This is a genomic window from Pseudomonas retamae (assembly GCF_043496865.1).
In the GTDB taxonomy this organism is placed as follows: domain Bacteria; phylum Pseudomonadota; class Gammaproteobacteria; order Pseudomonadales; family Pseudomonadaceae; genus Aquipseudomonas; species Aquipseudomonas retamae.
The window spans coordinates 147,471-172,209 of sequence record NZ_JBIEIL010000008.1 but is presented as its reverse complement, the minus strand read 5'-3'; the positions used below and the strand labels follow the sequence as shown (position 1 = coordinate 172,209).

At 51.1% G+C, this 24,739-nt stretch carries 19 protein-coding genes and 2 pseudogenes; 14 read left to right on the top strand and 7 right to left on the bottom strand.

All coding sequences use genetic code 11. The features are described 5' to 3' along the window. The first annotated feature begins 70 nt into the window (after window positions 1-70). On the top strand, window positions 71-1,267 hold the full coding sequence (locus tag ACGSLL_RS17310) for an MFS transporter (RefSeq protein ID WP_394507267.1): 1,197 nt from the start codon (window positions 71-73) through the stop codon (window positions 1,265-1,267). Window positions 1,268-1,336: 69 nt separating this feature from the next. After that, window positions 1,337-2,245: a LysR family transcriptional regulator gene (locus ACGSLL_RS17305; RefSeq protein WP_394507266.1), complete on the top strand. Its 909-nt coding sequence runs from the start codon at window positions 1,337-1,339 to the stop codon at window positions 2,243-2,245. Window positions 2,246-2,282: 37 nt separating this feature from the next. Here the strand turns inward: ACGSLL_RS17305 and ACGSLL_RS17300 are convergent, their stop codons facing one another. From ACGSLL_RS17300 to ACGSLL_RS17280, 5 genes are all read right to left on the bottom strand, one after another. Then, window positions 2,283-3,224 carry a cupin domain-containing protein gene (locus tag ACGSLL_RS17300; RefSeq protein WP_394507265.1) on the bottom strand — a complete coding sequence of 314 codons (942 nt, stop codon included), beginning with the start codon at window positions 3,222-3,224 and terminating at the stop codon, window positions 2,283-2,285. A 634-nt stretch (window positions 3,225-3,858) separates the two neighbouring features. Continuing rightward, window positions 3,859-4,662 (bottom strand): alpha/beta hydrolase, encoded by an 804-nt coding sequence (locus ACGSLL_RS17295; RefSeq protein WP_394507264.1) that lies wholly within the window; start codon window positions 4,660-4,662, stop codon window positions 3,859-3,861. Window positions 4,663-4,666: 4 nt separating this feature from the next. Beyond that, window positions 4,667-5,167 (bottom strand): RbsD/FucU domain-containing protein, encoded by a 501-nt coding sequence (locus ACGSLL_RS17290; RefSeq protein ID WP_394507263.1) that lies wholly within the window; start codon window positions 5,165-5,167, stop codon window positions 4,667-4,669. A gap of 58 nt (window positions 5,168-5,225) precedes the next feature. Then, window positions 5,226-6,569 carry an MFS transporter gene (locus tag ACGSLL_RS17285; RefSeq protein WP_394507262.1) on the bottom strand — a complete coding sequence of 448 codons (1,344 nt, stop codon included), beginning with the start codon at window positions 6,567-6,569 and terminating at the stop codon, window positions 5,226-5,228. A gap of 502 nt (window positions 6,570-7,071) precedes the next feature. Next, entirely contained in the window at window positions 7,072-8,100 is a 1,029-nt protein-coding gene (locus ACGSLL_RS17280) for a LacI family DNA-binding transcriptional regulator (RefSeq protein ID WP_394507261.1), read from the bottom strand. Between the two features lie 258 nt (window positions 8,101-8,358). On the opposite strand from ACGSLL_RS17280, the gene treS reads away from it, so the two are divergent. The 7 genes from treS to ACGSLL_RS17245 all read left to right on the top strand — a co-directional run bounded on the left by treS (window position 8,359) and on the right by ACGSLL_RS17245 (window position 17,895). Continuing rightward, window positions 8,359-10,425, top strand: coding sequence for a maltose alpha-D-glucosyltransferase (gene treS / locus ACGSLL_RS17275; protein ID WP_394507260.1), 2,067 nt, complete (start codon window positions 8,359-8,361; stop codon window positions 10,423-10,425). Between the two features lie 281 nt (window positions 10,426-10,706). Further along, window positions 10,707-12,362, top strand: a complete 1,656-nt coding sequence (locus ACGSLL_RS17270; RefSeq protein WP_394507259.1) for a choline dehydrogenase — start codon at window positions 10,707-10,709, stop codon at window positions 12,360-12,362. A gap of 64 nt (window positions 12,363-12,426) precedes the next feature. Next, complete coding sequence (locus tag ACGSLL_RS17265; RefSeq protein ID WP_394507258.1) at window positions 12,427-13,179, top strand: SDR family oxidoreductase; 753 nt, start codon at window positions 12,427-12,429, stop codon at window positions 13,177-13,179. A 10-nt stretch (window positions 13,180-13,189) separates the two neighbouring features. Then, on the top strand, window positions 13,190-13,762 hold the full coding sequence (locus ACGSLL_RS17260) for an NIPSNAP family protein (protein ID WP_394507257.1): 573 nt from the start codon (window positions 13,190-13,192) through the stop codon (window positions 13,760-13,762). A gap of 85 nt (window positions 13,763-13,847) precedes the next feature. Further along, window positions 13,848-15,335, top strand: coding sequence for an aldehyde dehydrogenase family protein (locus ACGSLL_RS17255; RefSeq protein ID WP_394507256.1), 1,488 nt, complete (start codon window positions 13,848-13,850; stop codon window positions 15,333-15,335). Window positions 15,336-15,415: 80 nt separating this feature from the next. Next, window positions 15,416-16,450, top strand: coding sequence for a proline racemase family protein (locus tag ACGSLL_RS17250; protein WP_394507255.1), 1,035 nt, complete (start codon window positions 15,416-15,418; stop codon window positions 16,448-16,450). Between the two features lie 161 nt (window positions 16,451-16,611). Continuing rightward, window positions 16,612-17,895, top strand: a complete 1,284-nt coding sequence (locus tag ACGSLL_RS17245; RefSeq protein WP_394507254.1) for an MFS transporter — start codon at window positions 16,612-16,614, stop codon at window positions 17,893-17,895. 139 nt (window positions 17,896-18,034) lie between these two features. Here the strand turns inward: ACGSLL_RS17245 and ACGSLL_RS17240 are convergent. Together ACGSLL_RS17240 and ACGSLL_RS17235 are read right to left on the bottom strand one after the other, a co-directional pair. Next, window positions 18,035-18,574: pseudogene (locus ACGSLL_RS17240) on the bottom strand (methyl-accepting chemotaxis protein); the annotation flags it as partial. Window positions 18,575-18,940: 366 nt separating this feature from the next. Beyond that, a pseudogene (locus tag ACGSLL_RS17235) lies at window positions 18,941-19,822 on the bottom strand (PDC sensor domain-containing protein); the annotation flags it as partial. Window positions 19,823-20,581: 759 nt separating this feature from the next. Here ACGSLL_RS17235 and ACGSLL_RS17230 point away from each other — a divergent pair. The 5 genes from ACGSLL_RS17230 (at window position 20,582) to ACGSLL_RS17210 (ending at window position 24,604) form a co-directional block, all read left to right on the top strand. After that, on the top strand, window positions 20,582-21,280 hold the full coding sequence (locus ACGSLL_RS17230; protein ID WP_394507253.1) for a dienelactone hydrolase family protein: 699 nt from the start codon (window positions 20,582-20,584) through the stop codon (window positions 21,278-21,280). Window positions 21,281-21,283: 3 nt separating this feature from the next. Continuing rightward, on the top strand, window positions 21,284-22,162 hold the full coding sequence (locus ACGSLL_RS17225) for a DMT family transporter (protein ID WP_394507252.1): 879 nt from the start codon (window positions 21,284-21,286) through the stop codon (window positions 22,160-22,162). A gap of 333 nt (window positions 22,163-22,495) precedes the next feature. Further along, the gene (locus tag ACGSLL_RS17220; protein ID WP_103395227.1) at window positions 22,496-23,017 is read left to right on the top strand and encodes a cupin domain-containing protein; all 522 of its coding nucleotides are present in this window, start codon (window positions 22,496-22,498) and stop codon (window positions 23,015-23,017) included. 10 nt (window positions 23,018-23,027) lie between these two features. Continuing rightward, window positions 23,028-23,795, top strand: a complete 768-nt coding sequence (locus tag ACGSLL_RS17215; RefSeq protein WP_394507251.1) for an alpha/beta fold hydrolase — start codon at window positions 23,028-23,030, stop codon at window positions 23,793-23,795. Continuing rightward, complete coding sequence (locus tag ACGSLL_RS17210) at window positions 23,792-24,604, top strand: aspartate dehydrogenase (RefSeq protein ID WP_394507250.1); 813 nt, start codon at window positions 23,792-23,794, stop codon at window positions 24,602-24,604. Before ACGSLL_RS17215 ends, ACGSLL_RS17210 begins: the two co-directional genes overlap by 4 nt. Window positions 24,605-24,739: the final 135 nt, after the last annotated feature.

Here is a 24,739-nt window from a genome sequence, read left to right as displayed (position 1 = left end):
ACTTTCACAGTCATCGGTTAGGCAATGCTCTTTCTAGGCATTGCCGCGTATGGATACCTAAGAGGTAACGATGCTGAATTCCAAGGTTTTAGGGCGGGCAAGGGTAGCGACGTCTGTAATGTTCTTTGTCAACGGCATGGTGCTCGCGATCTGGGCGACAAACATTCCAGGGATGAAACAGGCGTTAGCCCTCACAGATTCGGAGCTAGGCTTTGCTTTGAGCGCATTTGCAGCAGGCACCATGCTGACGATGTACTTAGCTGGGGTTCTAGTGACGCGCTTGGGTAGTCGCAAAACTCTTCTAATGGGCGGTCTTCTAGTGGCGTTGTCGCTCCCGCTTTGTGCTATGGCAGAGTCGGCAGTCGCTCTGGCAGCAACAATCTTTTTACTAGGCGTAACCAATAGCATTCTTGATGTTTCGATGAACACGCATGGGGCGGTGATCGAGGCGCAAAAAGGGCGCCCATTGATGTCTTCCTTTCATGCCGTATTCAGTATTGGTGGCTTGGCTGGAGCATCCACAGTCGCAACGTTATTGTCGGATAAGCTCGGTGTGATTCAGTGCCTTTCCATCGCCGGAGCGTTGATGGCAGTAGCGACATTGGTTGTTGCACGATCGCTTGGAAATCTCCAGCCAGAGGTGACGGTTGGTGAGAGGGTTGCGGTGCAAAAGAGCTTTGCCTGGCCAAACCGGCTGTTGCTATGCATTGCTGGTTTGACGTTTCTGGCATTGTTCATCGAGCGCACGGTAATTGATTGGAGTTCGCTCTACCTTACCGATGTGAGCCATAGCAACACGAATATCGCTGCTTTCGCCTTTGGTGCTTTCAGTCTGGCAATGGCCATTGGGCGTCTGTCGGGTGATTTCATAATCCGCCGATTTGGCATTAACTGGGTGCTTACAGCGTCTGGTGCGGTAGGAGCTTTGGGTTTGGTGCTTGCCATGCTCATACCTCAACCCGGGACTTCAATCGTTGGCTTTATCCTGGTGGGGATTGGACTGTCGAATATGACTCCCCTGCTTTATAGCCAGGCGAGCCGCGCATATCCTGGAGCACCTGGGTTGGGTTTAGCCATGAACGGCACTTTGGGATACGCTGGTTTCCTACTGGCCCCGCCCGTGATTGGCTTTATGTCGGACTCGGTGGGCCTAAAAATGGCGATGATAGTTCCTATGATTGCGTTCATGATGCTGATGAGCAGTCATCTGCGAAAGACCAGAATTGATCGTCGCGGCGCACAGGCTCGTTTGCTGCGTTCGACCTGATTTTATTCAGTATGTCAGCCTCATGCCTCGTTAGTCGAAGGCATCATTTCCGATTTTTAGGGGATGGTTTTGGATTATCTCGCGGCGCTAACGGCCTTTGTTGAAGCGGCCAATGGCAACAATTTTTCTCGAGCTGCGGAGCGGCTCGGGATAAAGGCATCCACGGTCTCGCGCTATATCAAGGATCTTGAGCAGGATCTCGGCATCGCCTTGTTCAATCGATCTACTCGCACTCTTCATTTGACCGAGGGTGGACAGACGTTCCTTCATCACGCACGACGGGTGCTCACAGAGCTGGATAATGCCAAGGCGGCAACTTCAGCCCTTAATCAGCACCCCAGGGGCCTACTTAAGCTCAACGTGCCGCCTGCGTTTGCCAAGCACCATTTGCTTCCAGTCCTAGGCAATTTTCTTGAAAAATTTCCTGAGATCAAAGTTGATCTGACGCTGGAAGACGCGCACGTGAATTTGATCAATGCGGGCGTCGATCTTGCTATCAGAATCGGCGTTCTTCCCGACTCTAATCTCAAGGCACGGAGGATTGCGGAGGAGCAGATGGTGTTGTGCGTGAGCCCTTCATTTTCTGAGAGCCATGAGTCTCCTGTTACTCCTAATCATCTAGATGCGTATCCGCTGATTTGCGCAACGGCATCTTCTTTCGATGTTGCATTCGTTCGTGCGGATGCGAGGGTCGAAGTGATGCTAACGACAGAGTTGCGAATTAACGACCTGGACGCGCAGCTGATAGCTACGAAAAATGGGTTGGGGATGGCATTACTGCCTAGCTGGCTGGCGGCGGAGAGTCTGAAAGAGGGGAAATTAGTCCGATGGGTGCCCGAATGGAGCAGCCAGCTCGCTCCGACACCCGCTTCACTGTGGTTCATTTATCCGCCTAAGCGAATAGTCTCTTCGAAAGTCCGTTGCTTTATCGACTTTATCGTGGAGCGCATCGGTGATCCACCATATTGGCAACAATAGGCCCCGACTCAGAAAAAAATCAAACCGAGGCGTTTTGTTAGCTGAATCGGATGTCCAGGGAGCGCAAGTGCGTCTGCAGTCCGGCGTCCTGAATCGGGATCAGATATGCCTCGGTATCCGACTCATTGAAGTGGGCGTGCCAGTAGCCAGGCGGCGTAACAAATGCTAGCCCAGGTGCCCAGTCAACTCGAGTCGGGTTGCGGATTTGACCGTTGCTATCCAGCTCAGTGCCTACGAGGGTGTAGCAACCCTCGGGGCAATCAATGATGAAGTCCAGAGCGATCGATTGGTGCCGATGAGGTTTTTGGATCGAGCCCGCCGGTAGGATTCCGTACATTGCCCACAGTACGTGAGTCACGGTACGAGTCTGGGGGAAATTGCGATTACCCAGCAGAATACTGATTCGGCTTCGATCCTGAGCGCGGGGATCATCGGCCGCTTCACGCAGCTTAGCGTTCGCCACGTCCGCAGGATAAAGCGTCGCATTGAAGCGATCTTCAGTAACCTTAACGCCCAGATAGCGAAGCAGCGGCTCATCATGAACGTAGTAAAAGCGAGCGTCTGAGGACGCCTTCAGCTCAGTAGAGTGCGTCCCAGGCAGCGCGATGAAACATCCTTTTGTCCAATCGAACGCTTGATCTCCATAGCTAAGACTCCCATTGCCTTCTATCACGTACAACACTTGTGACGTCGCATTTGGAGCGAGGGTCAACGTATCGTTGGTGTTGAGCCTGATGAAGTTTGCGCACAGGCCCGGGCCAGTGGCGGGGCCTTCACACCCCAAAGATTCACTGAGGTCGAGAGGTAGCAGTCGCGACGGGCCAGAATCGTATAACGATGATGGAAAGCAGTGGTAAGGAATTCGGCTGATCAGATTTGCACTGATTGGGTTTGCCGCTTTGCTGTACTCAAAATATTCGGCTTCAAGTTCGTGAGTAGCTAACTCCACAGCTAGATCAGGTTTGAATTCAGTGTTCATAGGCTTCACTCGTAATTGTAAGATCCTCGTTGCGCTGAGATTCGCGCGCATCACGGTGAGATCACTATACGAACGTCGACAGGCCGGATTAAGCGCCGCAGCGGAACAGGTGTTGTGCAAAAAAAGGAATTGCCATTTTCGCACAAATTAAGGGCTAAGCGCGGAATGCCAGACTGCGGCACCCTGAGAAAGGAAAGGTTAAGACTTACGTTTTTTTCTTGAACCCGATGACACCGCGTCATCACCTCTTCAACACTACCCGGATCCATCAGATACTAGACATTAGGTCTTACCGATCAACCAATCAGTCACCTGTAGTCCATAAAACAATTCAGCGCTGTACTCCTTTTTTTGAATAGCGATGAAGCTAGGGCTGTCGCAGCAGGTTTCGTCGTTATTAGCATTCACCATCCGCTGTCGTTCGGCAAACCTTGAGTGTACTTCGACACAGAACCGCGTAGCGGTGCTGTATCATTATGGTTAATAACTGCAATTCGAAACCCCTTGTTGTGGTTAATTCGACGAGCGCCCACGCGGAATCATCCGTCATAATTGGATTCGTTGAGCAGTAGGACAGGAGTTCAGGTCGTACGAAAATTGTCCGACCTGATGTTTAATGCATAATGAGCAAAAATTATGTCACAGCGGGATGTGGTGGAGCTTGGTTATATTTAGGCTTGGTTTGGGAAAGCCATTTTTCGATCTCCGCGACGACGTAACTCATAACTTGTCGATGAGATGAATCGTTCGGGATATCGTGGTGGCCGCCTGGTATTTCAATTGCAGTCGCCGTGGGCATCATCGCAGCCCATTCTCGTGCTAAAGCTGGCGGAGCGAATACATCGTGTTGCCCGTTTATCAGTAGAGCGGGCACCTTAAGTTGTGCTAAACCTTTTTTCAGTGGCTGAGTTTTCTCTGAAATCGCCGCCCACAAGTAGGGCTCTGCAGGGGCTGTATCGAATTTGTACGCATCATATTTTATAGCATCCAAATAGCTCGGATCCTCAGACATAACCAGTTCTATCGTACTGTCCATAACAGGCAGCCCTTCAAATGGAGTTCCAGTTAGCACGATGCCGATAGGCTCAGGTCTAAGTTCCAATGATAGAGTTGCCGCAGTGATTCCCCCTAACGAATGTCCACAAATTACTATTGGTAATCGAGGATAAAGATTTTGAATAAGCGCAGCAAGATTCTTAGCATTAGCAGACAATTCGTCAATAGAGTCGAAGCGGCCTGATATGCCGCCTGTCAATCCATGACCTACGTGATCAAGTGCCCAGACATCAAATCCGGAATGTACCAGCGACGCAGCGAATCGGTGGTAGTGCCCGCTGTGTTCGCCAAAACCATGTAGCAACAAAACAGCAGCACGTGGCGTCTCGCAGCCCCAATGCCGGTAGTAAAAACTACCATCAGTATCGTGGTGGAATGGCATATATTCAGACCTTCTTGTTCTGCGATTGGCGCAAATCTTCAAACCAGGTTGGTGAAATCAGCCACTCCACTGGAATAGGAGGGCTAGGGTAGCCAGCTACGAGAATCACATTGCTGTGGACGCCATAATCACCTGTTTGGATAAAAACCTTGCAGCGGTTGCGCAGGTCATAAAACTCCGGAAGATAGCGAAGTTCATGTATATGCTCGGGGCCTGTCATTCCTTCAACCCTATCTCGCGCTTTCGGGTTAGCTAGACGCATATTTTCAGTCACGAAAGCTGCTTCAAAGTCTCCCACTTCCCAAAGTACTCGGAGCAAATCTCCCACTGTTGGGCAGCCTGTGGAAATCGCCACATCGATGACCTCGACTTGAGGCGACAAAGGCACCAAGCTTGCAGCTGCAGTGCCGCTTCCAGCGTCTGCGATGTAGACCATTTCTCCATGGCGGAGGGTGCTAACGACTGCGGCAAGGCGTTCATGAAGTAGGCGATTCTTATTACTCATTATGACCTCTTAGGTGATGGCGATCGCGATCGCGATTGCACGATCGAGGGAACGGCACTTAGTGCCGTCTGGCGTTTGCGAGTTTATGAGAATGTTCTTGCTGATTATCCAAATCGATTTTTGATCCTGCAGTTTCTTTCAATGTCAGGACACTGAGTGTTGCGATGATTCCAGTTGTCAGTACGAGTAGGGCTGGAGACAGCGGTGAGCCTGTGAAGTCGATTAGGTAGGTTGCTACGTACGCAGCGCTGCCGCCGAAGATCGCTACGGATAAATTGAATCCCATCGAAAAGCCAGCGTATCGAACCCGGGTAGGAAAAATTTCCACCAATGCTGGGCCTGATGCCGACATGAAGACGGCAAGGCAAACTCCTAAGATTGCATGTCCCATCACAATAAGGCCGAATACTCCGGTGGAGAAAACCAAAAAGATAGGATAAATCGCTAGCGTGCACAGCAATGCACCGAGCAACAGAACAGGCTTGCGACCGATACGATCAGAAATTCTTGCGAATATGAAAATGCTGACTGACGCTAGAAAAAGGCATGTCACGTTAGAGACTGAGGCTTGTAGGAAGCTAACGCCCAGTTGCACCTTGAGGTATGTCTCTATGTAAACAAAAATGAAGTAGAACGCGGCGCCTTGAAGAGCAATGCACCCAGCTGTTTGCAGTACCTGACGCCAGTGAAAGCGAAGTGCTTCGGTGAGAGGTGCCTCACTGACGCCCTCGGTCTCTTGCATGGTTTTAAAAGCATGAGTGTCTTCGAGCTGAGAGCGTATGTAAAAAGCCACGACGCCCAGAACACCGGAGATCAAAAAGGGAATACGCCATCCCCAGCTCTGCAGCGCTTCGGCACTAATTGTCGCAGTAAGACCGAGAATGAATGCAGATGCGACAGCGTTCGCAAGAAAACTCGAGCAATGCCAGTAGCTCACTGTCCACGCGCGCTTTCCTGGTTGGGCAGATTCGACCAAGAAGGTTGCAGCTCCGCCAGGTTCACCTCCTGAAGCAAACCCCTGCAGCATCCTCATCATTACCATGAGGATAGGGGAGGCAATGCCAATAGCTGCATAGCTGGGTAACAGCCCAATTACGAAGGTTGACCCAGACATAAGTAGGATGACGCTGGCCAGAATTTTTTTCCGACCAACCCTGTCGCCTAACCGACCGAAGAATAGGGCGCCTAGCGGGGCCATGAGAAAGGAAATCCCGAAGGCTGCGAATGTTGCAAGCAGGCTTGCTGATGGGGTGCTGACGGGGAAAAACACTCGTCCCAGAATTACGGCAAGGAAACCGTATGAGGCGTATTCGAACCAGGTTATGAAATTGCCGATCGCAGCGGCAATGATTGCTCTATGCAGGGCAGGTGAGATGGGCGTAGTCGTTCCTTGGTGTTTCATAAGAATCTTCCCTTACCGTAATGGTTTTTGTTGGATGGAGGGGCAGATCAGGAATAGAGGTAAAGCAAACCGACGCTTTAAGACATTTCTTGTAATCGATTTCAGTCTTTTTTAACAGTTTTGAAAGGAGCTAGTCAAGGGCGGCGTTTCCGCTGATCCATTCACATTAAGATCGGTCTTTGAGGAATCTGGGGAAGTACAATTTTCAGTTTTCAAGCGCGCTTCATCTCGTTTTACCCACGTACTTTCAGCCGACAGGAACCAGAAAGCAGCCGTCGGTAGTGCGGCTGTACGTCTAGAGAAGAGGAGGCGAGCTATGCGATTTTTTAATGCATTGAAGAGGAGCGTGGCTATATCGTGTGAGAGGTTTCGCCAAATCCGAGGGCAAGAGTGAGCTCTGGCGTGAACGGAGATTTGATGTCGAGACAGTGGCGTACGGCGCCCACTGTTCGCCGGCCAGGTCAGGCCGGCAGCGTTCTGAAGTTCATTATGGAGAAATGTGTTAAATCGAGTGACTTGATTGACGAATCATTAGTTGAGTCCCAAGGAGTAACGATTTGATTTCAGTGCCGTTTTTCAAATTCGCAATTAGCGCCTCTGCACTACGCAAGCCCATCTCTCCAGCTGGTATTGCTAGGGTCGTAAGAGGTGGATCCAAATACTCGGCGAACTCAAGATTGTCATACCCCACGACCGACATTTCCCTAGGGACATCAATTCCCAGTTTTTTGCAGGCTGATAACACCCCAAAAGCGATGACATCGCTGTTGCAGATGACGGCAGTAACCTCAGGGCATTCAAGGCGGATTCGACGAAGGGTCTTTTCCCCAAACTCGATGGTGTACCCCCCAGCGCTTTCATAGGTGAAGTGGGTGCATTTCGATTTGTGCTCCTTGAGCGCGTCCAGGAATGCGCTGTGGCGTGCTTGCTGCCGATCATTTCCCTGCATGGGGCCTGTCAGCATTGCCATATTGCGGTGCCCAAGACCCAACAGGTACTCGGTCAATTGCTTTGTTGCCTGGTAGTTGTCAAAGCCAATAAATGGGAAAGATCTGTTTTCAAAATAGGAATATGTGCACACAACTGGCATGCGGTACTCCTTGAGGTAACGCGTCAGGTCGGGATCGGCAACATCTCCAACAATCAGCAGTGCCTCCGCTCCGCGTTCCACTAACAACCTCACACTCTCGTAAATTGAATTGGAATCAAATCCGCAACTCAGCACATATACGACATACCCATATTCAGCAAGTTTGTCTTGAAAGCTTTTAACCATCGTGGCGTAGATGGAGTGATCGAGAGTGGGAATGATTGCCCCAATAACATTCGTTTTTTGTAGCCTTAGAGCCTTGGCCGCAGAGTTGGGTGTGTACCCCATTTTACTCGCCGTCTGTAGGACTTTTTCTCGAACATCGTCGCGAACATGATGGGGTAGGTTGAAGCTCCTGGACACGGTAGCAACCGAGACGCCTGCAGCTTTTGCCACATCAGTGACGTTCACACGTCCTGACGGTTTTCGCTTAATAGTCACACATATTCCTCATTTTGGCGCATGCAGCTGATGACGCTGAGTCTGGAATGTCACTGATACCGTCTATTGCTCAACGCTGCTGTCTCTCCCCGAAGCTTTTCTAAGGGTCTATAAGCTGATTTTGCGGCATCCGGCCGCTTCCCGCATCAAAAAAATGCGAACGATTACATTCAATCCTCACTCTCACTCGCTAGGTGCTGTTTTACCGTCGGAGCATCGCTTCGTCACATGTAAATCGCAAAACCGGGAGATAGATGAATGACCCAGCAAGACGAAAGTTACACCGCGTGGTTGGTGAGTCAATCCATGCTGCAGGCCGCAAAGGACAGGGCTAGACTTTACTCCGGGCAAGGACGACTCTGGGCGCATCCGTACGCCGAGGGGCGGCCTAGAGACGCAAGCGCTATTGCTTCTGTCTGGCTTACAGTTTATCCGGATTCGATCATCGTCCCTGAGGAAGGAACTGTGTTGGCCGCGCTTGGAGACGATCAGCTTTGGCGGAGCCTTTCCGAAATCGGAATTCAAGGTATCCATACCGGCCCGCTTAAGCGTGCGGGAGGAATAAAGGGTCGTGAGCTGACGCCCAGTGTCGATGGCAATTTTGACCGAATTAGCTTTGAGATCGATCCGCGGTACGGCAGTGAGGATGAGCTAATTCAAGTAAGTCGTGTAGCAGCGGCTCACAATGCGGTGACCATAGATGATTCGATCCCTTCGCATACTGGCAAGGGGGCCGATTTTCGCCTCGCTGAAATGGCTTACGGTGATTACCCGGGAATCTACCATATGGTAGAAATTCGCGAGGAAGACTGGGGCCTTTTGCCTGAGGTACCAGAGGGGCGAGACGCCGTTAATCTTACTCCCGCACTCTGCGATGAACTGAAAGAGCGCCATTACATTGTCGGTCAATTGCAACGAGTGATTTTCTTCGAACCTGGAGTCAAAGAGACAGATTGGAGTGCGACTCCCCCAGTGAAGGGCGTTGATGGAAAGGTTCGACGGTGGGTCTATCTCCACTATTTCAAGGAGGGTCAACCTTCACTGAATTGGTTAGATCCATCCTTCACTGCTCAGCAACTGATCATCGGTGATGCCCTACATGCGATTGATGTTCTGGGGGCGAGAGGACTTCGTCTCGATGCAAACGGCTTTTTAGGTGTTGAGCGTCGAGTCAACGAAACGGCTTGGTCAGAAAGCCATCCTTTATCTGTAACTGGTAATCAATTGCTTGGCGGCATGATTCGCAAGGCCGGCGGTTTTAGTTTTCAAGAGCTGAACCTCACTCTGGACGACATTGCAAGCATGTCTAAAGGGGGGGCCGATTTGTCTTATGACTTCATCACTCGGCCGGCATATCAGCATGCGCTGCTGACCGGTGATACCGAATTTCTGCGCTTGATGCTGCATCAGATGCACGCTTATAAAATCGATCCTGCTTCGCTGATTCACGCGCTTCAAAATCACGATGAGCTAACCCTCGAGCTTGTCCATTTTTGGACGCTTCATGCTCATGATATGTACCTGTACAAAGGGCAAACCTTCCCCGGAAGCATCCTGCGCGAGCACATCAGAGAGGAAATGTATGAGCGCTTGGCTGGTGAGCATGCTCCCTACAATCTGAAGTTCGTCACCAACGGTGTTTCATGCACTACGGCGAGCATTATTACCGCCGCGCTAGGTATTCGTGACCTCAGCACCATCGCCGAAGCTGAGATCAACCTGATCCAAAAAATTCACATCCTGCTAGTGATGTACAACGCAATGCAGCCAGGCATTTTTGCCTTGTCTGGATGGGATTTGGTTGGAGCTTTGCCACTCGAAGCTGAACAAGTGCTACATATGATGCAAGACGGTGATACACGATGGATTCATCGTGGAGCCTACGATCTGGTTGATCTGAATCCTGGGGCTGAGTTGTCTGGAGAGGGCGTTCCTCGTGCGCGATCTTTATACGGCAATATCGTTGAACAGCTCCAACGACCGGATTCGTTCGCGTCTATGGTTAAGAAAATATTGTCCATTAGGGAAGGTTACTCCATCGCAAGCAGTCGGCAGATCCTTATTCCTGACGTGGCGAATCCTTCACTCCTTTTGATGGTGCATGAGCTGCCAGCAGGAAAGGGGATACAGGTAACTGCTTTGAATTTCGGGGCTGAAGCTATCACCGAAGATGTTCATTTGCCCGGTATCAGTCCTGGGGTTGTGGTCGATATGATCAATGAGCGGGTGGAAGGCGATCTGACTGAAGACGGGCAGATGATAATCAACCTGGACGGTTACGAAGGCCTGTCTCTGCGTATCGTCAACAGTACCCAGTCAATGTAATCCTTTGCAGAAAACGTTACCAAATTTCGCACATATTGAGTGCGGTAACACTTCAGAGGGTTGCGTTTTGGTGTCAAGAAGGGTTTCTCCGAAGCTTCAAATGGGGTCTGAGCGGTAATTTGTCATAAATTGCATTTCAGGCATGCGATTTGCTTCTTCCAGGAGCACAGATCCAAGAAACTGCAGTGATTTCCATATGGCGATTACCTTGTTTTTAGCGAACGGCTTTGTAAACGATTACAGCGGCGCTGACCGCGGTGAACCGACTTCTAGGTGAAAAAATGCGTGATATCAATGGGCGTAACATTTCCAATATCTATGACTACATCGTCATTGGCTCCGGATCTGCTGGCAGCGTTATAGCGGCCCGCCTTTCCGAAGATCAGGGCCGATCCGTCTTGATGTTGGAGGCTGGGCCGTCAGACAAGAGCATCTTCATCCAAATGCCAGCCGCTCTTGGCTTTCCTTTGATGAATGATAAATTTAACTGGTACATCCATTCGGAGCCGGAAAAAGAGTTGGATGGCCGTACGATTTATGAAGCCCGTGGCCGGGTTCTGGGCGGTTCATCCTCCATCAACGGGATGAACTGGGTTCGTGGTAACCCTTGGGACTACGACAACTGGGGCGCAATGGGTCTCAAGGGCTGGAGCTACGATGAGTGCCTTCCCTACTTTCGTAAAGCGGAGACATTTGATCAAGGCGGGAACGACTATCGCGGCGACAGTGGCCCAATGCACATCCAGACGTGCGAGGCGAATAACCCGCTCTATAAGGCATTCATCGAAGCGGGCGTGCAGGCAGGTTATCCCTACATGCAGGATCACAACGCGTATCGCCAGGAAGGCGTTCACATCACGCAGCGGAACGTGCACAAAGGGATTCGTTGGAGTACTTCGCAAGCATACATTCACCCGAACAAGCATCGCGAAAATTTGCATGTGTGCGACAAAGCTCAAGTCACCCGAATCGAGTTTGTAGGCAAGCGTGCGGTCGCTGTTAGTTTCCTGCGCGACGGAAAATCCGAAGTCATAACGGTCAACAAAGAAGTGATTTTGTGCGCTGGAGCTATCCACTCACCACATCTTCTGATGCTGTCCGGCATCGGCAATGCCGACCATTTGGCTGAGTTCGGCATCAAGTGCATTGCAGATCTACCGGGTGTAGGGGAGGGCATGAAGGATCACATCGCTGCTCCTGTGCAGTACCGAGCTACTCAAAACGTTTCGATCGCCAAGCAACTCACACCGATTGGAAAATTCAAGCTGGGAGCTATGTGGACTTTGTTTAAAAAAGGACTAGGTGCCACTAACTTCTTCGAAGTCGGTGCGTTCATTCGTACCAACGACGAAGTAAAGGTACCGAATGTGCAGTTTGAATTCATACCTATGCTGGGTGAGTTCCAACACGGCAGCGTGAAGCTGGAAAACGGGTTTCAATACTTTTTCAGCCTAATGCGTCCTACCAGTACTGGCCGCGTGTGGCTGGGTTCTGCTGATCCACTCGCAGCCCCGAAATTTAATTTCAACTTCCTTTCGACTCAAGAAGATCGGGATGACGCTGTCGCCGCCGTCAAGGCCATCCGACATGTTGTGTCTCAGGCCGCATGGGATCCATACCGTGGAGAAGAAGTCACTCCCGGCCCATCCGTTCAGACAGACGAAGAAATTCTCAAGGCTCTCCGTGGCCTCGCTGGCACCAACTATCACCCGTCATGCACATGCCGCATGGGTACGGACAACATGAGTGTGGTCGATGCTCGAGCACGAGTGCATGGCATAGAAAATCTCCGGGTCGTTGACGCTTCGATCATGCCGGAGATTGTCAGCGGTAATCTTAATGCTCCAGTGATCATGATGGCGGAAAAGATTGCTGATGATATTCGTGGAGTCGCGCCCCTTACCAAAGCCAAAGCTAAGTACTACTCGCCGGCGTGAGATGGCAGGGCTTTGCCGCGAAATCTAATTAATGATGCTTAGCGATACTTGAAGGAACCGGACAATGAAATTGCAAGATAAAGTCGCACTCATCACGGGTGCTGGTGCAGGAATCGGTGAGGCTACTGCCAAATTGTTTGTGAGTGAGGGGGCGAAGGTTGTCGTCGCCGATCGCAATATCGAACAAGCGTTGGCGGTGGCGGAGGCCTTGGGCAACCAAGCATTTGCTGTTCAAGCGGATGTTTCCGACGCTGCTCAAGTTAAAGCTATGGTAGAAAAAGCAGTCGCCCATTTCGGTGGAATCGACATCCTCGTCAACAATGCTGGCTTCGGTACCCTGGGTACGGTGGTCACCGTGGATGAAGAAACCTGGGATCAGGTAATCGACGTCAATCTCAAGGGAGTATTCCTATGCTCGAAATACGTCATTCCTGAAATTATTCAGCGTGGTGGTGGAGCTGTCGTGAACCTGGCATCCACAATCTCTGTAGTTGGCATCAAGGATCGAGCGGCCTACGTCGCTGCAAAGGGTGGCGTAGCTGCATTAACTCGCGCGATGGCACTGGATCACGCTCTCGAAGGCGTTCGTGTTAATAGCGTGGCTCCAGGTGTGATTGCATCCAGTTACTACGACAAGATGTTTGAAACCGTTGAGGATCCAGTAGCGTTCAAAAAGGGCCTGGCGGCGCGTTCCCCTTTGAACAAAATGGGTGAGCCAATTGATATCGCAAACGTGATTCTGTTTTTGGCTTCCCAAGACTCGAGTTTTGCGACGGGTGCTATGTTCACTGTGGACGGCGGTTACACCGCCTGGTGAGGACATGTCGATGATTGATGAACTGCGCGAGTATCAATTCACTGCCCAATCTTGGGAAAAGTATTGGGATCTCTTTGAGAACCTTTGCTTGCCTATCCGCGGTGATGAATACGGCAAGCTGCAGGGGATGTGGCAGGAGCGGGTAGGGGACAAAGTCACCTTTCGACATATCTGGCGCTACGACTCGCTGGATGAGCGTACTCGTTTGAGGGGAGAGTTGATCAAAGTCGACGCGTGGCGGGGATCTTTCCTACCCCAGGCTGCCTCACAAATTAGTGAGCAGTTCTTGCAGGTTCTAACGCCCAAGCTCGAGACAGATCTCGACAGCTTGGCCCCCGTGCGATACCTGCACATTTATCGCTGTCCAACTGGTAAGGCGGCTGCTGTGATTCAGCAAATCAGCACCGCTATCGCTCAGGAGCGTGTCCAGGTGTGCGGTTTGTGGGCAACAGAGTTTTCTGATCCCAATCAAGTGGTTGTTATGGGGCCAAGCGCCGAGGCGCCTTCGGTCGACATCCAAGCCTCATTGGTCATTGAAACTCGAACCCTCAAGCCTTTGGGTATCAACGCCGTTCAACGCTAGCGCGTTACCGCTCGACCCTAAACTGCTTTATTTTTTTTTGATTAGCTTGTAAACGTATACAGCGCCCAAATCAGAGGAACACCTAATGACTTTCAGAAAATACAACCACTGGATCAATGGCGCTGATTGCGCTCCAGACGGCCAGGAATTCATCGAACGCGTATCTCCTGCCCATGGCGGTCTCATTGCAAGCTTTGCTAGCGGCAACGAGAAAGATGTCGACGTCGCAGTTGAGCATGCATTCAAACTCCATCAGTCAGGAGCATGGTCGTCAGTACCAGGTTCTGAGCGCGCAAAACTGCTAAACAAATTGGCTGATCTGATTGAGCGTGACGCCGATCGTCTGGCGTTGATCGAAGCTGAAGAGGTTGGTAAACCGATCTCCTATGCGAAGGGAGAGGTCTTGTGGTCGGTTGAGTTGACTCGATTTGCTGCGTCGCTTGCGTGGCAGATCAAAGGTGAAGCTTACAACCATTTGGGTGATGACAAGCTGGGCTTGGTTACCCGAGAAGCTCGCGGCGTGGTCGGGCTGATCGTGCCTTGGAACTTCCCTATGGTTTGCCTCTTCCAGAAGCTTCCTTACGCCCTCGCTGCAGGTTGCCCAGTAGTCATCAAGCCGTCCGAGTTGACTTCCGGTACCGCTCTGGAAGTGGCCAAATTGGCTGCAGAAGCAGGGTTCCCAGCAGGTCTGATTAACATTGTGACTGGACGTGGTTCTGTTGTTGGCGAACGTATGACTCGTCATCCGAACGTATCGATGATTTCCTTCACCGGCTCGACTCGTGTAGGTAAGCAACTAGCTGCAACAGCTGCTTCCGATCTTACCCGTGTTGCGTTGGAGTTGGGCGGTAAGGCTGCGAACGTAGTCTTCGCTGATGCAGATCTTGACGCCGCGTTGGACGGTGTTCTTTTTGGCGTGATCCTCAACCAAGGGGAGGAGTGCGTTGCTGGCACCCGTCTGTTGATTGAAGAGTCGGTGGCACAAGATTTCGTTGCCAAGCTAGTTGAGCGAGCCAACAAAGTTATTGTGGGCATGCCACTGGATGAGCGGACTCAGATTGGCGCTCTCATCCATGCCCAGCACCTAGAAAGTGTTTTGAACTACATTGAGATTGGTAAGCAGGAAGGTGCCAGTCTGGTTTGTGGTGGTAATCGTTTGACTGATGGCGGTTTGGACGCTGGATACTTTGTCGGCCCAACTATTTTCACTGACGTTGAGCGTCATCACCGTATTTTCCGTGAAGAAATCTTCGGCCCAGTGCTGACCGTCACTACCTTCAAAACTCTGGAAGAGGCGGTCGAGCTGGCCAACGATACCGAGTATGGCCTGGGTAATGGCCTCTGGACGAAAGACATCGATAAGGCCTTAAAGGTCTCGCAAAAGCTGCAGAGCGGGACAGTTTTCGTGAATACCTACCTAGAAACGTCACCACAGCTGCCTTTCGGTGGTTACAAGCAGAGTGGTTATGGGCGTGAGAATGGCGTTGATGGACTTAACGAATTTCTTGAAGTGAAGTCGACCTTCATCAAGATGGGAGCTCGTTCGCCGCTCTTAGCTAACACCGTCGGCTGATTCTTTTTATCAGCAGTGCGTGAAGACGTGCTGCTGAGCACATCAGCTAGATTGCTTCTCACTAACTCAGAAAGTGACTTATGAAATTCAATCGAATGATCAATGTTGTGGGTGCTCACGTTGGTGGAGAGCACAATAACGTAGTTACGGGCGGTGTCCTGAACGTGCCTGGTAAAACCATGTTCGACAAGATGAAATATCTTGAAGAGCAAGGCGATGATTTGCGTAAGTTCCTGCTCCAAGAGCCGCGCGGATCAGTGACCCAATGCATGAACTTGGTGCTCCCTTCCTCGCATCCGGAAGCTGATGCCGGTTTCGTCATTATGGAGTCAGAATTCTACCCTCCAATGTCGGGCAGTAACACGATCTGTACAGTGACTGCTCTTCTGGAGACCGGCATGATTCCAATGGTTGAGCCGGTCACCCGCTTGACCTTGGAAGCACCTGGTGGCCTCGTTCGTGTTGAAGCTCGGTGCCAAGACGGTAAATGTTTGAGTGTTAAGTTTTCCAACGTGCCTTGCTTTGTGTTCGCTTTAGACAAGTACATTGAGGTACCGGATTTAGGAACTATCAAAGTCGACGTGGCATATGGCGGGATGATTTACGTCTTAGCAGATGCGCGATCGCTTGGTTTTGATATCACACCTGACGAGGCGGCGACTCTAGTTAGTGTAGGTGAAGCGATCAAGGCGGCTGCCGCAGAGCAGATTCCAGCGGTTCACCCCGAAGAGCCAGAGATCCACACCATCAATCAGACGCTGTTCGCAGGGCCGATGCATGATGATCCGATGGGTAAACGTTCGCGAAACGGAGTGATTGTTTCACCAGGTCGTCTTGATCGCTCTCCCTGTGGTACGGGCACTAGCGCACGCCTGGCTGTGATGCATGCACGAGGACAAATCAAACCCGGTGAAAAGTTTATTCACGAGTCTATTCTGAGCACTGAATTTGTAGGTGAAATCGTTGAAACGCTAACCATCGGCGACCGTCCAGGCATTCGACCGACAATCAGTGGTCAAGCGTTCCTTACCGGCTTCCACCAGTATGTTCTTGATCCAAACGATCCATTTCCGACTGGGTACACCCTCAGCGATACTTGGCGTAAAAATAACTGATTCGCCCCTGGTGCCCGGTCGCAATGACCGGGCGTCAACCATCTCATACTTCCTGCCAGACTTTTCAACACAGTTGATGTCCTTACCCCAAAGGTGCAGCAGATCAATGTCTGTCGTGCGGGGCATCTGTACGTCTGTGTTGCTTGAAAAGGATTTTAGTCATGAATGTCCAAAGCGACCTTGCCGTAACTACACGCCAAATACCATCGCTACGCGGTATGCAGATCACCACAATGACGATGCTGATCTTCGCTGGCCTCATCAACAATCTCGATCGTAGCGCTCTTTCAATCGCGAATCCGATGATCAGTGAAGAGCTCCAAATCAGTGCTGCTGGCATGGGTGTATTGATGTCAGCGTTCTCACTGGTCTACGCGTTTTCCCAGCTACCGATAGGCATCATTCTTGACCGACTGGGGGCGCGCCTGGTTCTTGGGTGGGGACTTATCATTTGGTCTTCGGCGCAAGTGTTTTGTGGATTGGCAAACAGTTTCAGTCATCTTTTCATTGGCCGTGCGGTGCTCGGAGCAGGTGAGTCTCCCCATTATCCCGCGAGCGCAAAAGCTGTCAGTGAATGGTTCACCGCGGAAAAGCGTGGTGGGCCAACAAGTCTCTTTTTGATCGCGGGTACGATTGCACCAGCTATGGCGCCGCCGCTGCTGACTCTCCTGATGCTGAGTCTTGGGTGGCGTTGGATGTTCGTCGTGCTTGGTGTAATAGGCATTCTTTTAGGTCTTGCTTGGCTCGTCTTTTATCGGAACCGTGCTGACTTTGATCAAGCGGTAGCAAAAAGCGATGCGCCGGTGATCGTGAAGGAAAAGATCTCTTTAAGAGAGTGGGGTAGCCTTTTTCGCCAGCGTAATACCTGGGCGATGATCTTCGGATCCGCTGGAGTCATCTACATGATCTGGTTGTACATGTCCTGGCTGCCAGTCTATTTGCAGAATGAACGTCACGTGAGTATCGCACTGACAGGATGGTTGGCAGCTATTCCTTATGCGTTGGGCACTTTAGGCCAACTCAGCTGCGGGGTGCTTATCGATTGGCTCGTACGTCGAGGATGGTCAATTTCGGCAAGTCGCAAGCTGCCGATTTGCGGTGGTCTGTTCGGCGCTGGCATCGCGACTCTGTGTGCTGTGTTCGCTCCGACAACGACTGGAGCGTTAATTGCGATTTCTGCTTCCATGTTCTTCATCTATTTCGCAAACGTTGGCACCTGGGCTTTGGTCGGTGTAATGGTCGATACGCGCTTTGTTGCGACAATGGGCAGTTTGCTGACTTTTGGTGGATATCTTGGTGGATCCGCGGCGCCTGTGATCACTGGCATCCTGGTCGATCAAACACATTCCTTTTCCTTGGCCCTCAGCATCAGCGCTCTTTTGGCGTTCGTCGCGGCGCTGATCTATTTGTTCGGAATTAAGCTAAGTCCCACCATTAAGAGGTAGGTTCTCCAGACGTGGCTCAAAGGAGAGGGCTCATGGCGGGCTGCTGAATAGCTCGGTTGAAGAAAATTCATGCCGGAGCAGATGAATGAGGCGCGCAAGCATTGGTGGTCATACCTTGCGGCGCCTCGCGCTCACCACATCAAACTTTAAAATTGCGCATTAGCGTCTGCTGCTGATTCGCCAGCTCATTTAGTGTCTGACTAACACTTGCAGACTCACGTGCCTGCTCTGCAAGTAACTCGGTCACGTCTCGGATTGCGGACACGTTCCGGTTGACCTCCTCGGAGACAGCACTTTGTTCTTCGGCTGCGCTCGCGATCTGTATCGTCATATCGTTTATCACTTCAATACTTTGGCTTACTCGTGCGAGCGCAATCACTGCCTTTAGCGCATGCTCAGCACTTGAGTCAGCTTGGCGGTGCTGTGACTCCATCGCATTGACCACGCCTCGTGTGCCGTTCTGTAGATTTTCTATGACACCCTGAATTTCACTCACTGAGTCTTGTGTTCGCTTGGCCAAGTGACGAACTTCGTCAGCCACTACCGCGAAGCCACGACCGGTTTCGCCTGCGCGTGCCGCTTCGATCGCAGCATTGAGTGCGAGTAAATTCGTCTGCTCTGCGATGGAGCGAATAACGTCAAGGACACTGCCAATTTTCTCGCTGTTATCGGAGAGTTGATGAACCTCTTTCATCGCATTTCCCATATTTTTCGCCAGCGATTGGATTGAACCTGTTGTGGCTTCAATAATTTCTTTGCATGACTGAGTAGCACCGTCGCCATCGCGCGCGGCCCCGGCAGCCATTGAGGCATTCTTTGCGACATCTTGCGAAGTGGCGCTCATCTCGTGAGCCGCGGTGGCGACTTGTTCGACCTCTCGAAGCTGTTGCTGCATACCAGTACTGGTTTCATTTGCAACTGCTGCCGCTTGGGTGGCGGTACTACGAGTTTCTCCCGCGGCTTTACTCACTTGGGCAATGATGGGCTGAAGCTTGTCTAGAAAGGCGTTGAACCAGCCAACCAACTCTCCCATTTCGTCGCGTCGCTCAAAATCAAGGCGACGCGTGAGGTCGCCCTCCCCATTTGCGATGTTTTCAAGCATGGAAGAAACTCGAATAATTGGTTTGCTGATGCTCGCGGCGAGCAACCACATCAGAGTGAGACCTGCTATTGCGACCGAGCTTCCAATGATGATTTGTTTGCCAATGCCTTCAGCATTAAATTGCTGAAGCGTTTGCTGTAGCTCCTGCGCCGGTGCCATTAGAGTCGCTTCCGGGACACTGATGATGACTTGCCAGGGTGATGCGCCCTGTACAGGTGAAAACGGGACAGCGATCATCAGTTCACCAACACTGGTATTTTCTGTCACCGACGAACCATCTTTACGAGCCTGCTCTATTGTGGTCGTTGTTCGTACAGGTTCGACTGTCTTCAGGGCTTTACCTAAAGCATCTGCGGCATTGCTTTTTCCTGCAATGATCCCTGAGGCGCTGACAAAGGTCACTTGGGATTGACCCTCATAGAGGCTCGAGCTGGCTTGGATTGCCAGGCTCTGAAGGCTCTCTAGTGTTAGGTCAATACTGATGACCCCTATAACCTGCCCTTTATCAATCATCGGCATGGCGATGCTCGACATCAGCGTCGGCACGCCATTGAGAGGGTAGGTGTAGGGTTCAATTACACACGTTTTTTGCGTCTTTTTCGGGCAGTTAAACCAGAGTTTCGTCGCATCACCGTCATCGACAAGGTCAGCTTCTGGAATCGTGAAGTTTTCCTTTGACGAAGCAAATGCGGCAAATCGGCCGACTTCGTTCCCCGCATGATCTGGCGCGTTGATCGCAGCACGGTCAGCGTTATCCAGCTTGTCTTTATCAAAAGCTACGGCGATGCCGAGAATTTCCGGTGTGGCGGCTACCTGTGCTTGCATCAGTTGAAACAGGTGAGTGCGAAGTAAAGTGCCAGGAAGGCCATCCTTCATTGCCTGGTCGCGCATTAGCACGATTTGACTTGCGACCGTTCGAGTGAAGACGTTCCCACTCACGAACCGCTCCTGGATGACATCGGCCTGTTGTTTTGCTGCGGCGTTCAGGTATCGAAGGGCGCCATCCTTCAGTGAGCGCGTTCCTGATTCATCAACCAAATATGACGTTTGCCTTATGTGATCAATAGAAAAAAATACCAAACCAATGATCACGCCAAGGAGGCAGAAACCGGAGACCAAGATGATTTTTGTTTTTATTGCTAGGTGAGAGAAGTGCATGAAAGCGCCTCGCATAAGGGAGTAATCTCTTAATCGGCAAGGTAAACGATTACATTAGGGTGTGGGTCTTGATTTTACGAGGCGATGTATGGCTGAAAAAATGAGTTCAGATGGTTGACATGAAAACTCGTAAACGATTACATTTGGTTTGTCAGCGACATCTCCCAGTTTTTACCGAGAGCTGGAAGGGGCAAGGCAATTTGCTTCACGGCAAATTTTTCGGCTCTGAATGTAATTTTTACAGTCAGGTGCCAGCTCAAGGCACGGTTTGGTCACCCGCTTTGGTGCAAGGTTGTAATCCTTCGTTAGAGTTTTTGTGTCGTGTTTTGACCCGCTGATTTCAGCGGGTATTTTTTCTTTGTCGATGCTCTTTCTCACCCGCTTTCACACCGGCGGGTTTTTTTTACGTTAAGAAAAGGGTCAGCCATGGGGCGTTGGGTTTCGATGTCGGAGGGCGGGGGGGCCGATTTTTCGGGTTACCTCTGTGTGCCTCCCTCTGGCAAAGGCCCAGGCCTTCTGCTGATTCAGGAAATCTGGGGAGTAAATGCCCATATTCGAGCGATGGCAGATAATTATGCTGCTGAGGGTTTTGTGGTGCTCGCCCCAGATATTTTTTGGCGGCAACAACCCGGGATTGACCTGGTATATGACGATGCAGGTACTGAGCTGGCCTATAAGCACTACAACGCGCTGGATATGTACCAGGCGTGCGATGACCTTGGTCGAGCTGTCGAATTTCTGAAAAATTGTGAGTTTGTCGAGGGTAGGCTCGGTGTGTTGGGCTATTGCTTGGGCGGTACCTTGGCCTACTCCCTTGCAGCTAACGAACACTTGAGTGCCGGTGTCAGTTATTACGGCAGCGGGATCGGCGGGATGCTAAACAAAACTCCGCGGATGGCTTTTCCTTTCCTTTTTCATTTCGCCGGAGACGACCACCTCATCACGTTGGAAGAAGTCAATAGGCTTAAGCCTCTTCTCAGTGCTACCGGTGATGCTACTTTTCGTATTCATGAGGGGCAACGCCATGGCTTTAATTGTGTGGAGCGAAATAGCTATTCGATGAGAGCAGCGTTGCTGGCTAAGGGCGACACGCTCCGGTTTTTTGCTCAACACCTGGTGCGCTGAGTCATGCGTGGCTGCTTAGCGCTTGATGCAAATTCTACAGCGTCCCGACAGAGCGCCGCGCTTCTGGTATGCATGGCAGCACTTTTTCTTGCCATCCATGATGCAATGGCCAGGCACCTGATCGCCACGCTCCCTGTAGTGATGTTGATATGGGTTCGTTATTTTTTGCAGGCGGTATTGATGGCCGCTTGGGGATGGGCTCGATCAGGCCCTGCAGTATTCAGTACGAGGCACCGAGGACTGCATTTTTTAAGAGCTCAGTGCCTTGTGGCGTTGAGTGTTTGCTTTATTGTCGGATTGAAGTACGTCCCTCTCGCAGAGGCTACAGCGTTGAATTTTTTATCGCCTCTGTTCGTGCTTGTGATTAGCAGGCTTGTATTGCGTGAGTCGGTCGTGTTTTCTCAATGGGCAGCGGTTGCTGTGGGCCTGGTTGGCGTGCTGATGATCGTAAGGCCAGGAGGGGAACTATTCGTCCCTGCGGCGTTATTGCCTTGCTCTGCAGCTTTCTTCTTGAGCATCTATCAGTTGGTGACACGAGCGACATCAAGGTTTGATTCGCCGGCGACATCCACTATATGGCTCGGCATTTTTGCTTTCTTGATCGCAAGCTTAGCTCTTCCACTTTTTTGGATGTCCCCGACGCTCGATGATTTGTCCTGGATGCTTCCTATGGGGTTGGCGGGCACCATTGCCCATTGGTTATTGGCTGCTGCATATCAATCTGCGAGTCCCTCATTTCTTGCGCCGTTCAGCTATATCCAAATCGTTTTCTCGGTTTTTTTGGGCTTCGTTTTTTACTCGACATTTCCTTCGTTTGGGGCGCTGGGTGGGGTTTTATTGATCTCGATCAGCGGATTGATTGCAATCAAACGTTATAACTAACGGGCTTTCGAGAGACACGAAGGCGAATCCACAGTCTTCGGCAGATAAGGTGCGCTGGTTGTTCTGACCAATGGCGTGAAAAACGCTTGCGAACTGGCTAGTAAACGATTACAAATAAAGTACCTTCATATGTTGTGGTTATCCGTATGAGCTCGAGGTTATGGAATCGCAATGCTTGGTAGGTTCCATGGATCGCTGGTTTATTCGGGGTATACCCTGTCGTAAGGCGGCTGATAGCGGATGTACGTAGTTTTTGTCTTGAAATGTAAACGATTACGAGCCTTGAAAACCAAGTATTGACAGGCTCGCCCAACAAGCTTGACGGAGGTTTTTGTGACTAATACAGCAATCGATTCGAACGAACCCGCAGAAGCTAAAGGGACTCTGGTCTACGTCACTCGTGAGACCGAAGTCAGCTACTGGCAGCCGAAGCCTGCAAACGGCTATGTCTCTGTGGCGGTTTCACCTCAGTTGTTCAAGATGAACCGTAACTTCTCCGTGGGTACGCAAATGCTGCCTCCTGGCGGTCGTGTTCGTGAGCATGCGCATGCGGCTAACGAAGAAGTCTTGCACTTCGTATCTGGCACCGGCACCGCAGTTGTCGATGGCAAGGTGTACAAGCTTGAACCAGGCGTGACCCTGTTCTTGGGTGAACACAACTCTCACACGTTCAGCAATGACGGCGAAGTAGATCTGCACTGGGTATGGTTCATGAATCCAAGTGGCTTGGAGACTTTCTTCCGTGATGTTGGTCGCCCTCGTCAGCACGGTGAGCCTGCTCCGGAGCCATTTGAGCGGCCAGCAAATATCGAGCAGATCGAGTCCAGCGGTATTTTTGCCTACACCAAAAACTGAGATTGATGACATGGCAGAAAAGATCTACGCCCAGGAGAGGGGGTCGGGTATCCCTGTAGTTTTGATCTCAGGATTGGGGGGGCTGGCCGAGTTTTGGCAGCCGGTTGTCGATCAACTCAAAGATGACTACCAGGTGATTACGTTCGATCACCCCGGGGTAGGTCGAAGCGAAATTGAAGGGTCGCCAAACATTCTGGGCATCAGGGACGCCTTGCGCAGATTGTTAGATGAAAAGGGCGTTGAGTCGGCTCATATAGTGGGACACTCGACCGGATCATTAGTCGCACAAAGCATGGCGCTGGATCACCCCGAGCGGGTAAAAAGCATCGTACTGAGTTGTGGCTGGGCTATGCCTGACAAGCGCTTCAAGGACTTTTTTGCCTATCGTCAGTTTCTGCTAACCAAGCTGGGTGGCGCGGCTTACAACGCGCTCACTCGCTTGGTTGCTTATCCATCGCAATGGTATGGCGACAATTTCGCAATCGATGATCCGCTCGATTTTGAAGAGGCTTCATCGGTAGATATCGAGATGACTTATGCACGCATGGAGATGCTTCTGAACTTCAGTCGTCGCGATGAGTTGTCGTCTCTCAATCTGCCTGTGTGGGTCATTGGCGCTCAAGATGACTACATCATTCCTTTTCATCATTCACAGGAGCTGGCCAGCCTCATTCCTGGTTCCAGCCTTGTTGAGCTGAGTGGTGGTCATTTTCCACCGGTTACACGCACCAAATATTACACCGCACTGCTTCGTCAATTCTGGGAGTCCATAGCATGAGCACTAACAAAATCAGCCGCGTCGGGATCATCGGACTTGGGGCAATTGGTAAACGCGTCCTGAATGCCTTGCAAACCCAGCACCTTCCACTGGCGTCCTACGCTGCAATTGATCATGCCCCTCATACTGACGACTTCGTCAAAGAGCATAAGCTGGAGCTTTTCACTGAAGCCCAGCAACTGATCGATTGGAAGCCAGACCTGGTTATCGAGTGTGCAGGTCACGGTGCGGTCGTACATGCAGTCCCCGTGTTCCTTAGTGCAGGCATTGACGTGGTAATCGCTTCTATCGGCGCACTCGCTGACAAGTCGTTGGCTGCAGATCTTGAGCAAGCAGCGGAATCAGGTGGTGCACGATTGATCCTCGTCTCTGGTGCGATCGGTGGCTTGGATGCCATGCGCTCTGCTCGAGCTGCTGGCCTGGACGAAGTGTTGTACGTAGGTCGAAAACCACCGCAAGCGTGGGCTGGTACTCCTGCCGAAGAAGAGTTCGAACTTGATCAAATCAAGGTGCCAACGACGATCTTCCGTGGTACCGCTGCCCAGGCATCCACTCGCTTTCCAAAAAATGCGAACGTGACGGCTGCTGTTGCATTGTCTGGTGTCGGTTTCGACGACACACAGGTTGAGTTGATCGCTGATCCGACCGTTGGAAAGAACGTGCATGAGGTTAATGCCAAGGGAGCGTTTGGTGAATTGTCGATTCGACTGATCAATAATCCACTGCCTGACAATGTGAAGACATCCTGGTTGGCGGCATTGAGTATTGAGGAAGCCGTCAGTAAGCAGCTTCTGACCACCGTCTTCTAGTTTTTGATTGTAAATGTAATCGAATACAAAAAAGGCGATGTTCTTCATTTGAGTGACGGATAAGAGTTTCTTGTTCCTATCACGGGACTCAAGAACAAAACCTTTATGACGAAGGAAAAGTCGGCGCTTGCGCCG

Bases quoted from the DNA above. Each gene is read 5' to 3' on its own strand.
- ACGSLL_RS17310 (WP_394507267.1), top strand. From the start codon at position 71: ATGCTGAATTCCAAGGTTTTAGGGCGGGCAAGGGTAGCGACGTCTGTA.
- ACGSLL_RS17300 (WP_394507265.1), bottom strand. From the start codon at position 3,224: ATGAACACTGAATTCAAACCTGATCTAGCTGTGGAGTTAGCTACTCAC.
- ACGSLL_RS17295 (WP_394507264.1), bottom strand. From the start codon at position 4,662: ATGCCATTCCACCACGATACTGATGGTAGTTTTTACTACCGGCATTGG.
- ACGSLL_RS17290 (WP_394507263.1), bottom strand. From the start codon at position 5,167: ATGAGTAATAAGAATCGCCTACTTCATGAACGCCTTGCCGCAGTCGTT.
- ACGSLL_RS17285 (WP_394507262.1), bottom strand. From the start codon at position 6,569: ATGAAACACCAAGGAACGACTACGCCCATCTCACCTGCCCTGCATAGA.
- treS (WP_394507260.1), top strand. From the start codon at position 8,359: ATGACCCAGCAAGACGAAAGTTACACCGCGTGGTTGGTGAGTCAATCC.
- ACGSLL_RS17270 (WP_394507259.1), top strand. From the start codon at position 10,707: ATGCGTGATATCAATGGGCGTAACATTTCCAATATCTATGACTACATC.
- ACGSLL_RS17265 (WP_394507258.1), top strand. From the start codon at position 12,427: ATGAAATTGCAAGATAAAGTCGCACTCATCACGGGTGCTGGTGCAGGA.
- ACGSLL_RS17260 (WP_394507257.1), top strand. From the start codon at position 13,190: ATGATTGATGAACTGCGCGAGTATCAATTCACTGCCCAATCTTGGGAA.
- ACGSLL_RS17255 (WP_394507256.1), top strand. From the start codon at position 13,848: ATGACTTTCAGAAAATACAACCACTGGATCAATGGCGCTGATTGCGCT.
- ACGSLL_RS17250 (WP_394507255.1), top strand. From the start codon at position 15,416: ATGAAATTCAATCGAATGATCAATGTTGTGGGTGCTCACGTTGGTGGA.
- ACGSLL_RS17245 (WP_394507254.1), top strand. From the start codon at position 16,612: ATGAATGTCCAAAGCGACCTTGCCGTAACTACACGCCAAATACCATCG.
- ACGSLL_RS17230 (WP_394507253.1), top strand. From the start codon at position 20,582: ATGGGGCGTTGGGTTTCGATGTCGGAGGGCGGGGGGGCCGATTTTTCG.
- ACGSLL_RS17225 (WP_394507252.1), top strand. From the start codon at position 21,284: ATGCGTGGCTGCTTAGCGCTTGATGCAAATTCTACAGCGTCCCGACAG.
- ACGSLL_RS17215 (WP_394507251.1), top strand. From the start codon at position 23,028: ATGGCAGAAAAGATCTACGCCCAGGAGAGGGGGTCGGGTATCCCTGTA.
- ACGSLL_RS17210 (WP_394507250.1), top strand. From the start codon at position 23,792: ATGAGCACTAACAAAATCAGCCGCGTCGGGATCATCGGACTTGGGGCA.